At 28.7% G+C, this 10,606-nt stretch carries 11 protein-coding genes and 3 tRNA genes; 7 read left to right on the top strand and 7 right to left on the bottom strand.

Translation table 11 applies throughout. The annotated features are described in order from the left end of the window. The first annotated feature begins 16 nt into the window (after positions 1–16). The 3 genes from KIB46_RS15390 (at position 17) to KIB46_RS15400 (ending at position 261) form a co-directional block, all read left to right on the top strand. Positions 17–91: transfer RNA gene (locus tag KIB46_RS15390), tRNA-Glu, on the top strand. 9 nt (positions 92–100) lie between these two features. Further along, positions 101–176 (top strand) — tRNA-Val (locus tag KIB46_RS15395). A gap of 8 nt (positions 177–184) precedes the next feature. Then, positions 185–261, top strand: a tRNA-Asp gene (locus KIB46_RS15400). Positions 262–469: 208 nt separating this feature from the next. Here KIB46_RS15400 and KIB46_RS15405 read toward each other — a convergent pair. Both KIB46_RS15405 and KIB46_RS15410 read right to left on the bottom strand, forming a co-directional pair. Then, entirely contained in the window at positions 470–1,450 is a 981-nt protein-coding gene (locus KIB46_RS15405) for an ATP-binding protein (protein WP_291673031.1), read from the bottom strand. Next, a complete protein-coding gene (locus tag KIB46_RS15410) occupies positions 1,443–2,435 on the bottom strand; it encodes a DnaD domain protein (RefSeq protein WP_156561449.1) in 993 nt (330 codons plus the stop codon). The genes KIB46_RS15405 and KIB46_RS15410 overlap by 8 nt, the downstream gene beginning before the upstream one ends. A gap of 164 nt (positions 2,436–2,599) precedes the next feature. On the opposite strand from KIB46_RS15410, the gene KIB46_RS15415 reads away from it, so the two are divergent. Further along, the gene (locus tag KIB46_RS15415) at positions 2,600–3,778 is read left to right on the top strand and encodes a peptidoglycan DD-metalloendopeptidase family protein (protein ID WP_156561448.1); all 1,179 of its coding nucleotides are present in this window, start codon (positions 2,600–2,602) and stop codon (positions 3,776–3,778) included. On the opposite strand, the gene KIB46_RS15420 is transcribed toward KIB46_RS15415, so the two are convergent. The 5 genes from KIB46_RS15420 to KIB46_RS15440 form a co-directional block, all read right to left on the bottom strand. Next, positions 3,775–4,968 carry a S8 family serine peptidase gene (locus KIB46_RS15420; protein WP_291673035.1) on the bottom strand — a complete coding sequence of 398 codons (1,194 nt, stop codon included), beginning with the start codon at positions 4,966–4,968 and terminating at the stop codon, positions 3,775–3,777. The genes KIB46_RS15415 and KIB46_RS15420 overlap by 4 nt on opposite strands. Positions 4,969–5,061: 93 nt before the next feature. After that, the gene (locus tag KIB46_RS15425) at positions 5,062–5,877 is read right to left on the bottom strand and encodes an MBL fold metallo-hydrolase (RefSeq protein ID WP_156561446.1); all 816 of its coding nucleotides are present in this window, start codon (positions 5,875–5,877) and stop codon (positions 5,062–5,064) included. Positions 5,878–5,893: 16 nt separating this feature from the next. After that, positions 5,894–6,325, bottom strand: a complete 432-nt coding sequence (locus tag KIB46_RS15430; RefSeq protein WP_156561445.1) for a DMT family transporter — start codon at positions 6,323–6,325, stop codon at positions 5,894–5,896. An 88-nt stretch (positions 6,326–6,413) separates the two neighbouring features. Further along, positions 6,414–6,866, bottom strand: coding sequence for a dUTP diphosphatase (locus KIB46_RS15435; protein ID WP_291673038.1), 453 nt, complete (start codon positions 6,864–6,866; stop codon positions 6,414–6,416). 167 nt (positions 6,867–7,033) lie between these two features. Beyond that, on the bottom strand, positions 7,034–7,576 hold the full coding sequence (locus tag KIB46_RS15440) for a hypothetical protein (RefSeq protein ID WP_156561443.1): 543 nt from the start codon (positions 7,574–7,576) through the stop codon (positions 7,034–7,036). Between the two features lie 320 nt (positions 7,577–7,896). Between KIB46_RS15440 and KIB46_RS15445 the strand changes: the two genes are divergently transcribed. From KIB46_RS15445 to KIB46_RS15455, 3 genes are read left to right on the top strand one after another with little or no spacing between them, the layout of a single operon-like run. Further along, positions 7,897–9,162 (top strand): UDP-N-acetylglucosamine 1-carboxyvinyltransferase, encoded by a 1,266-nt coding sequence (locus KIB46_RS15445; RefSeq protein WP_156561442.1) that lies wholly within the window; start codon positions 7,897–7,899, stop codon positions 9,160–9,162. A gap of 16 nt (positions 9,163–9,178) precedes the next feature. Further along, entirely contained in the window at positions 9,179–9,970 is a 792-nt protein-coding gene (locus tag KIB46_RS15450; protein WP_156561441.1) for an MBL fold metallo-hydrolase, read from the top strand. 31 nt (positions 9,971–10,001) lie between these two features. Then, positions 10,002–10,499 carry an SEC-C metal-binding domain-containing protein gene (locus KIB46_RS15455; RefSeq protein ID WP_156561440.1) on the top strand — a complete coding sequence of 166 codons (498 nt, stop codon included), beginning with the start codon at positions 10,002–10,004 and terminating at the stop codon, positions 10,497–10,499. Positions 10,500–10,606 lie beyond the last annotated feature (107 nt).

Here is a 10,606-nt window from a genome sequence, read left to right on the forward strand (position 1 = left end):
GCCAGCTCCATTATTTGGCTCCTTGGTCAAGCGGTTAAGACACCACCCTTTCACGGTGGTAACAGGGGTTCGATTCCCCTAGGAGTCACCATTTTTATTTGGGCGCATAGCTCAGCTGGGAGAGCACCTGCCTTACAAGCAGGGGGTCACAGGTTCGATCCCTGTTGTGCCCACCAGATAATTTGGCTCAGTAGCTCAGTTGGTTAGAGTGCTGGCCTGTCACGCCAGAGGTCGAGGGTTCGAGCCCCTTCTGAGTCGCCAAATTAAAACATCAACATTAGTTGATGTTTTTTTGCTTTTATAGAGAAAAGGGTTATAAAAAAATCGCCAAGGCGACTGTGGAGCCGTCGATTTTTTTCGCCCATCTGCATAAATGAACTAATATATAGCTAAATTGTTGAAGTTATCCACAATTTAATAATAGATATAATTTCTTAAAGAATAAAAAAGGTAATGTAGAAAATCTACATTACCTTTTATTTTTTAAATTTAATTTTATTCTAATATCATCTGAATAAAATTTGAAAAGTTTAAAGTCACCTAATAACCTAGAGTAAATTCTTTCACTATATATATTTGTTATATTAGGGAGTGAAAGGTTAGTTGAAATAAGCATCTTTTTATTTCTTAATAGTTTTCTGTTAATAAGATTAAAAAGTTCTGTTATTGAAAAATCACTTTTAGATTCAGCACCAAGATCATCAATAATAAGTAAATCACATTCAATTAATAGTTCCTCTAATTTAGCATTATTATTAAACTTTATATCTCTTAAGTCTCTTATAAGTTCTTCTGAAGTTTTGTATACCACTAAAAAACCTAGATCTAATAGTTCCTTAGCTATACAATAAGACAAATAAGATTTTCCACTTCCAGGGTTACCATAGAAAAGTAGATTAGTATTTGAAGTATTGAAGTTTGGCAAATACTCAGAAGTAATATAAGATACAATATTATCCATGTTTTTTCTAGGAGAAAATTTATCATCGCTTACCTTATGCATTGAAAATAAATTAAGATCAAAATTATCAAAGTTCTTTTCTCTTAGAGTATCCTCAAGTAAAGAATTTTGATAATATAATTTTATTAGTTTTGGTTTATAGCATGAACACTTATTAATACCTATAAAACCTGTGTCTTGACATTTATTACACCTATATTTTAAGGTTAAATACTCAGGGTCATATCCTTTAGATACTAACATTTCACATTTTTTTACTCTTAAATCTGTAATTTCATTTCTAAACTTTTTTATAGTTTCATCTGCATCCTTAGACTTAAGTATAGCCATAGATAATTGAAGCGAACGTTTTTGAATTAAGTTATCTATATCCATTATTTCTGGATACAAATTACGAATTTCGTTTCTTCTAAGTTCTAAGTTTTTAGATTCTTCATCACGTATCTTTTCATAAACGTCCATAATTTTTGCTTGATATCCGTTAATCATCAACATCCCATCCTAACAATTTCTTTTCTAAAGAGTCATAGTCATATGACCGTGGTTCAAAGTTATTAAATCCTGAGGCTTTTAAGTTCTTTGGATAATTAGGAGATGAGTTTTTATAATTATTTTTATGTTGTTTATCTTTTAGCGCAACATCATCTAGGGTTTTTATATTGTCATTAAACCATTTGCTAAGTATACCATCAATGTATTTAAAGTCAGCTCTATTAAGTCTTTGAAAACAAATGTCACAAGCTTTCTTTATTAATTGAATGTCAAACTTATATATATTAATCCACTTATTCAAAAGTTCTTCTTGAGGCTTCATAATTTCTGAATTGTTAATTCCTAGATAATTTAGTATTTGTCTTATTTTAATCCATTTATCTTCTGTTTGCTTTATATAACTTTGGGCTTTTTCAATAGTTTTTATACCCATATCATTCCAAGCTAGAGCAACTTTTTCTATATACCTGTAATCAACTTTACCTTTTGATGCACAATATTCAATAAGTATCAGGATAAGCTCTGATGTAAAAGAAAAATCTTTTTGCCATCCTAAATATATTTCCATCTCTTTTGTTGAAAGAGGTCTACAAAGTATTCTTTCTATATCTCTTAACATATCGTTAGTTTCTGTGTTATTTAGTGCATCTAATAAATTAACATCTGGTGAAGTACTACTTAAATCATTATCTAGTGGTACAAATTCTATACTGAAGTTATTCATTTTATCTACAGGAACAAATTTTATTACGCCTTGGTCATTCCAATAATTTAATGCATTCATTACATCAGATTCTAACAGATTTAAGGAAGATGCTAGTATTGAACTATTTACTCCAGGCTCATTAGAAAAGTTATATTTTAATAGAAGTAAATAAACCTTAATAAATTCTCCTCTAGCAAATGGCATATATTTTTCAATAAAAACATTGCTAATAGGTGTAAATGTACATGTGTTATTTTTCAATATAAAAGTACTCATTCTAACATTCCTCCTTTCAAAATTAGTATTTTATAAACATCATATTTAATAATTATAACAAAGGAAAAGATGGATAACAACTTATCTAAATAGATATATAATGTATAAATTAATAGATTATGGGAAAATTAATTGATGTGTTTTTGGAATTGAAGGGATGATGTATGGATATAAGATTACAAATTAAATTTATATTATGTTGTTTAATAAGCAGTATAATATTAATCATTATTAACTTATTAGGTTTGAACAGTGATTATATATATAAATTATATATTAATAATCAAGAAGTAGAGTGTTATGGACAAATAGAAGAGTTATCAATGCAATATAATGAAATTAAGAATAATATAAATGACATTCTTATAGATAAAGAAGATAACAATGATATTACATATAAAAAAGTAAAAGTAACTGATAAAGATTTAAGAGATTCTATAATATCTTCAATAAATTCAGAAGCTGTTCTAACTAAAATTTATTTAGGAAATCAATATTATGGATTAGTTCTAAATGAACAAGAGGGTAAGGAGGTTTTAAAAACAATAGGGGAGATATTTATTGAGGAAAGTAATATAGATAGAGATAAAATTTTATCTGTGGATGTAAAAGCTAATTTAAGATATGAAAAGGGGAATGAAATAATTAGAAATGTGAAACCTATTGAAGAGATAGCTAGAAATATTATAAAAAGTGATAAATTTAATAATCTAGTATCCGTAGATATATTATGTAGAGAAGAAAGAGTTGATAGTATAGATATATCAACAAAAGTAGTAAATAGAGATGATATGTATTTAGGGGAAGGTTATGTAGAAGAGGGGGAGGAAGGGAGTAAGAGTGTTATAGCTAACGTAGTATACAGAAATGGACTAAAAATAAATGAAGAAATAATAGAGCAAGATATAATAAAAGAGAGTATAGATAAGGTTATATATAGAGGAACTAAGAGACCAATAAAAGAGGATGTAGCATTTTTAAGAATGCCAACTAGAGGTGGATATGTAACATCAAATTTTGGACCAAGGTGGGGGAATACACATAGTGGTATGGATATAGCAGGGAAAATTGGGGATCCAGTTTATTCAGCTCTTGATGGAAAAGTGAAGGAATGCAGGTATGATGGTAATTATGGAAATAAGATATTGTTACAACACGAAGATGGGATAGAAACTATATATGGACATTTAAGCAAGTTTGAAGTAAAAGGTGGAGATGAAATAAAAAAAGGTCAGTTAATAGGTAGGGTAGGAAGTACAGGAAGAAGTACAGGACCACATTTACACTTTGAGGTTAGAGTAAATGGTAGTCCTGTGGATCCTAAAAAGTATTTAGTTAATTAATCTAATAACTTATAAAGATTTATAGTTCCTTCTCCTACCTGATTTTTAGGGAGTTCTCCTAATTCGCAGGATAGCTTTAATAGTGAACATAAATCTTTGAAGGATAAGTTTGGATTCTTTTCATATAAAAGAGCACATATTCCAGAGATATAGGCTGTTGATATAGAGGTGCCAGAAAATGATTTATATGATACATCTAATTTTTTAGGATATATTTTAAATCCATCTTTTTCAGATAAATAGGATGTATCTGAATTAAGAGATACTATATCAACACATGCAGCACTTAGATTAGGTTTTGAAAGATTTTTAAAAGGACCTGAAGATGAGTATAAGTAAGGTTTTAATGAGTTATTAGTATCAACTCCACCAACAGTTAAACAATTATCTAAGGTTGCAATTCCCATAATAGAAAAATCTTCATTCAAATTACTTCCACTAGGTACAATTGGGGCAATATTATTTTCAATTGCTTTATCAAATGTATCTTTAAAAGCATTGATTATAAAGATATTGTGGTTTTGTAATTCAAAGGGTAAACATAGAATTTTTATATTTTTTTCTTTAGATGTTTTTATTAATGACTCAATTGCATAGAGAACTGTAGATGAAAATCCTTTTCCGCATTTATCAAAAGCTTTATAGCAATATATATCAGAACGTGGCGCTATTCCCTTATACATATTATTAGATGTTATTCCACTACTTGCAATTATACCAGCGGTGCATGTGCCATGACCATTATCATCATAGGGATATTGGAAATTATTAATTAGGTCAGTAAAGTTAGATATCCTATTAGATGGAGAAAGTAAATCTGGATGAGGATATATTCCACTATCAACAATACCTATACCAATACCCTTTCCAGATAAAGAAACTTTTTCGGAAATATAAACTTTATTAGCAGTGGATACGCTCATTCCACATAAATGTAAGTATTCATCAAAACTTATATATTTAACTTCAGGATATTCTGAAATACGTTCCATAGACCTGCTATCTAATTTAGCACAAACTATATTTGAATATTCTAATATATATATAAGTTCTCCTCTATATGAGGAGATTTTTTTGGCAATTTCTTTTGTGAAGTTTTTACATTTGATTAGAACTCTATATTTTTTATAAACTTTATTTTCCATGTAATACTTTAGGTTAGAGTCTATCTTACTTCTAAATGAAAACATAAAATACTCCTATAAATTCTTTCACTTATATAGTATAAAGATTAGGGCGATTTTGTTAATATAACTAAAAAAAGCAGTTATTATAAAAACTGCTTAAAACTTATATGTTTGACCTATATTTAGAATTTTAACTCTTTCATCTTTGAAATTAACAAGTGTATCATGTGTTTCATTGAAATCTTCTAGTGATATCTTAAAGGTCTTATAATGAACAGGGATCATTGCATTACATTTCATCATACTAAACATTTTATAGCTTTCCTCTGGAGTACAATGCATATATGAAAATCTATCTGGTTTATAACAACCTACTGGCATAATAGCAACATCACATTCTAAGTTGTTGAAATCATTAGTAAAAGCTGTATCTCCAGCGAAAAACACTTTCTTTTTATTTTTTTCTATAAGATAGGAATTACTTTCATCATCTATTCCTATATAAAATCTACGACCATCGTGATTAGCTTTTATAGCTGTAATTTTTATATTTTCATCTTCATATATTTCTGTATCACGAAGCATTATAACATTTTTAAATCCCAATAATTTCATTAATCGTCTATACCCTTTTGGAACTATAATAGTAATATTTTTATCTAACTTTCTTAAGGAAGAGAAATTAGTGTGATCCATATGTCCGTGAGATAGTAGAATATAATCTATTTTTTGATTATCAAGACTACTAGGACGGTTAGCAACTCGTTTAAAGAATCCTAAAGTATTATTTAAAACTGGATCAGTAAGTATTATAGTATCTGATAAATTAATTAATGTAGTAGCATGACCATACCAATGTACTGAATCAGTTTTTAATTCTTCATTAGAAATATCATTTCTTTGATTAAAGTATTCTTTTATATTGGTTACTGTTAGTATGGATAAAAATTTAATATTACTAAGTATATTCATTATAGAACTCCTTTGTTTAATGTTTCCATTTAAATACTATAATACCTATAACCATAATTGCAATACCTATAAATTCTTTTAATGTAAAATTAAGTTTTTCGCTTCCGAATAGTCCAAATGCTTCAATTAATGCAGCTGCTAATAATTGAGCAACAAGTATTATACCAATTCCACATGTAGGGCCTAAACCACTAATGCTTTTCATAACCGTATAGGTTATTACAACACCAAGAACACCCCCTAATAAATATAATTTATTGGCCTCTTTAATTTGATTGTAGCTTCCTTTACCCATAAAAAAGGTAATAATTAAAGTTAGTATAAGGGCACTTCCTTGAACAAAAACGTTTGTTTCCCAAACTCCAATTTTTTCTCCTAATCGTGTATTAAATACACCTTGAACACTCATAGCAATACCGGAAATTATTGCTGTAATTATAGCTATCATTTTAATCACCTCAAAAATAGTATTCCCAGAGAGTTTTATAATATAATAAAAGCTCCCTAAAAATTAGAGAGCTTAAAATGTGATAAAGTTATAAGTTAAAACCATCTATAATATCTTGTTCAGAAAAACCTAGACTTATTGCAAGACTTAAAAAGTCTTCTAATAAGGTAATATAGTGATCTTCAGAAGAAGATATTAGAAGGTCATTTATGTCTATATATAAATTTAAAAATTGATCGCTTAAACAATATTCACTAGGTTGTATAGTAATACATTCAATATTGTCATATCCTTTGTCAATTCCTAAAGATAAGACTTGCCTGAAGCAAGAGATATATTTACTGAATACATTACTTTTCTCTATAGTAAAGTTATCATCAATCCAATACTTATAGCATTTTGTCTCATTAGCTAATTCACTCATCTTTATTTGAAGTTCAAGATGCTTTCTTGCAAGAAGTTTATAGCCACTTATGTTAGAATCTATTTGAACTTTGTTATTAGCTTCTTTTTGTATTTTAAACAAATCTTCAATTTGCATATTTATATCCCCCTTAATTTTCAAGGCAATCGTCTTTATATATTTTACAGAATCTTTAGAATAAAGAAAAGGTCAGAAAACGACTACAAAACAAATATTTTTCAAATATTAAAAAAAATAATAAAAACTCCTATTTATTCTTTGAAAAAATAGGAGTTTTTATTACTTTAAAAATTTCTAAGAGGATAACTTTTTATTAATGTTTCTCTTCTACTATTAGAAATTTTCCATATTTCAAATCTATCAACTTTTAGTGTAGGATAGATTTTATTATTTTTATTTGAATCATATAGTACTTCACTATTATTTTTTTTATCCTTATTAAAATAATTTACATTGGCTAAAGAAATAGCAAGTTCATCTTCATCATTATTTAATATATTAAATCCATATAATTTTAAAGTATCGTTAATAACTCTTGAAATCTTTTTTATGTATCCAATATGTTCAATCTTGAGATTTACTGTTTTAGTAGTCTCACTTACACAAACACTATCGCACAATTCAACTTTAAACTTTTTATAAGGTTTTAAAATCTTTTCTAAGATAGGACTAAGCTTATCTATAGTTGGATTTTCTAAAGCTCCCAAAACGATGTATGGTTGAGGAGAATTTCTATTAGCCCTATATTTTTTTGAAAGATTCTTTTGGATAGGTGATATTAACTTATAAGATTCATCATCGAATAGTGCCACAATATAATATTTCATAGCAAACCTCACATTCAGGAAAATTTTATATACAAACTTTGTTATAAATTATAACATATTACCAAATATAAAAAAACATAAAAGCGTTGATTTTATTTAATTTACTAAAAATACTAAAAATTTAACAAATTAGATGAGTATAGTTACCAAAAAGGTGAATTTGCCATAAAAAAGATATTTAAATAAATATACTTTATGTTATAATGGTTAAGATAGAATTCTATACAATAGAGTTATAATGCGTATTTAATAGAATTTTGGATATAATTATGAATTTTGGGAATTTTAATATATATAATCTTTGAATAAGGGTGAATTTGATGGAAAAGTTAGTTATTAATGGAGGGAAGTCTCTTAGGGGAGCGGTTGAAATAAATGGTGCAAAAAATGCAGCAGTTGCAATATTACCAGCTACCATAATGGCAAGCACTGGAAAATGTGTAATTGATAATATACCGGATATAGAAGATGTGCATTGCTTAGAACGTATATTAAAAAGCTTAGGATGCACTGTAAATAAGTTAGATAGTAATACATTAGAAATTGATAGTACGGATGTAAATAATTTTAATGCTTGCACAGAAGATGTTAGAAGAATGAGGGCTTCTTATTATTTTATTGGATCGTTACTAGCAAGATTTAAGCAAGCTAGAGTAGAATTACCAGGGGGATGTCCTATAGGTGTTAGACCAATAGACCAACATATAAAAGGCTTAGAAGCATTAGGTGCAGAAGTTGTTATAGAACATGGAGCTGTAAATGTTAAAGCAGATAGATTAATTGGGAATAATATTTTCTTTGATGTTGTTTCAGTTGGAGCTACAATTAATGTTATGATTGCAGCTACATTAGCTGAAGGAGTAACAACATTAGAAAATGTTGCAAAAGAACCACATGTAGTGGATGTTGCAAACTTCCTAAACACTATGGGGGCAGACATAAAAGGTGCAGGAACTGATATTATTAGAATTAGAGGCGTTAAAGAGCTGAGAGGATGTTCTTATAGTGTTATTCCTGATCAGATTGAGGCAGGTACTTTTATGATTTCTGCTGCAGCAACAAGAGGGGATATTACAATAAAAAATGTGATTCCTAAGCACTTAGAATCTATAACAGCAAAACTTATGGAAATGGGAGTAGTTGTTGAAGAAGGTGACGATAGTGTTAGAGTTACAGTGGATGGAGAACTTAAGGGAGTTAATATAAAAACAACTCCATATCCAGGTTTTCCAACAGACATACAACAACCTATGTCTTCACTTTTATCAACAGTACCAGGAAGAAGTATGATTAATGAATCTATATATGAAAATAGACATAAACATACTGATGAACTAAAAAAGATGGGTGCTAACATAAAAGTTGAAGGTAGAGTAGCCTTAATTGATGGTGTAGAAAAGTTAACAGGAGCTGTAGTTGTAGCAACTGACTTAAGAGCAGGAGCGGCTATGGTAGTGGCTGGGCTTATGGCTGAAGGCGAAACAGAGATTACAAATATAGAACATATAGATAGAGGATATCCTCATATAGAGGAAAAATTTAGGTCTTTAGGAGCTGACATACATAGAGTTAGTAGTGAAGATTAAGATGGGGGAAAAGTAAATGATTTTTTGCTCATTATATAGTGGTAGCAGTGGCAATAGTATTTTTATAGGTGATAAAGAATCAAAAATATTAATTGATGCTGGTATGCCGGGAAAAAAGATTGATGAAGCAATGAAGTCTATTGGGCAAGATCCTAGTAAGTTAGATGGAATATTCATTACTCATGAGCATAGTGACCATATTAAAGGTGTAGGAATAATATCAAGAAAATACGATGTCCCTATATATGCTAATGATAAGACTTGGGCTGCTATGGAAAGTTCAATAGGTAAGGTAAAAGAGCATAACATAAAAGTTATGGATAGAAGAACAAGTGTTGATATAGGTAGCTTAAGTATAAAGTCTTTTATAATACCACACGATGCTATATCACCAGTAGGTTATACAGTAAGTAATGGGATAAAGCAAGTAAGTGTTGCTACTGATTTTGGTGTGTTTACAGAAGAAATTTATAGTAATGTAAAAGACTCAGAGGTTATTTTATTGGAAAGTAATCATGATGTTAATATGCTAAAGTTCGGTCCATATCCATATTCGTTAAAAAGAAGAATATTAAGCGAAGTTGGTCACTTATCTAATGATGATTGTGGCGAAGCTATAGTTAATATAGTGAAAAATGGATTGGGAAAAAAGGTTATATTAGGGCATTTAAGTAATACAAATAATCATCCTGATTTAGCTTATCAAACAGTTTTAAATGTAGTACAAGATAGAGGGTTAAAACAAGGTGAGGATGTAATACTTTCTATGGCAAGTAGAAAAGAGCCAAGTGGCTATATAGAATTATAAAAAAAATATATTTAGAAAAGAGGAGAATAGTATGAGTTTATACAGTAATTGGACTGATATGGTAGTAGAATATGTTAAGACTAAGGGCGAAAAGGCTTTTTGGGATGAATATAGCGCTATAGAAACAAAAATATATAGAGATTTATTAGCAGATCATAAAAATGTAAAAAAAGTTATGATTTCAAATCTTGCTAAAGAATATAATACAACAGAAGAATTTATAATGGGATTTGTTGATGGAATAAATGATAGTTTAAACAATCCATATGATCTTGAATCTGTAGATTCAAATACTGAATTAGTATTTGATATAAACTTAGAAAAGTTATATTTTAATATGTTAGATGCAAAGGCTGACTACTTATATAACTTATCACAATGGGATGGTATATTCTCAGTAGAAAAGAGACATGAAATAGAAAAAGAATATAAAGATTCTAAAATAGTTAGAAATGAGAATAAAGTAGGTAGAAATGATCCTTGTCCATGTGGTAGTGGTAAAAAGTACAAAAAATGTTGTGGAAAATAAATTAATTTTGGGGCTGTCGCACTAAATAATTAGTGCGTAGCTCTTTTTTTGTAAAAAAAATAAATCCCAAACTCTACGAGTTTAGGATTTATGATAAAATATTCTTA

This window comes from Clostridium sp., assembly GCF_018372875.1.
Classification (GTDB): domain Bacteria; phylum Bacillota; class Clostridia; order Clostridiales; family Clostridiaceae; genus Clostridium.

Bases quoted from the DNA above. Each gene is read 5' to 3' on its own strand.
- KIB46_RS15405 (WP_291673031.1), bottom strand. From the start codon at position 1,450: ATGATTAACGGATATCAAGCAAAAATTATGGACGTTTATGAAAAGATA.
- KIB46_RS15410 (WP_156561449.1), bottom strand. From the start codon at position 2,435: ATGAGTACTTTTATATTGAAAAATAACACATGTACATTTACACCTATT.
- KIB46_RS15415 (WP_156561448.1), top strand. From the start codon at position 2,600: ATGGATATAAGATTACAAATTAAATTTATATTATGTTGTTTAATAAGC.
- KIB46_RS15420 (WP_291673035.1), bottom strand. From the start codon at position 4,968: ATGTTTTCATTTAGAAGTAAGATAGACTCTAACCTAAAGTATTACATG.
- KIB46_RS15425 (WP_156561446.1), bottom strand. From the start codon at position 5,877: ATGAATATACTTAGTAATATTAAATTTTTATCCATACTAACAGTAACC.
- KIB46_RS15430 (WP_156561445.1), bottom strand. From the start codon at position 6,325: ATGATAGCTATAATTACAGCAATAATTTCCGGTATTGCTATGAGTGTT.
- KIB46_RS15435 (WP_291673038.1), bottom strand. From the start codon at position 6,866: ATGCAAATTGAAGATTTGTTTAAAATACAAAAAGAAGCTAATAACAAA.
- KIB46_RS15440 (WP_156561443.1), bottom strand. From the start codon at position 7,576: ATGAAATATTATATTGTGGCACTATTCGATGATGAATCTTATAAGTTA.
- KIB46_RS15445 (WP_156561442.1), top strand. From the start codon at position 7,897: ATGGAAAAGTTAGTTATTAATGGAGGGAAGTCTCTTAGGGGAGCGGTT.
- KIB46_RS15450 (WP_156561441.1), top strand. From the start codon at position 9,179: ATGATTTTTTGCTCATTATATAGTGGTAGCAGTGGCAATAGTATTTTT.
- KIB46_RS15455 (WP_156561440.1), top strand. From the start codon at position 10,002: ATGAGTTTATACAGTAATTGGACTGATATGGTAGTAGAATATGTTAAG.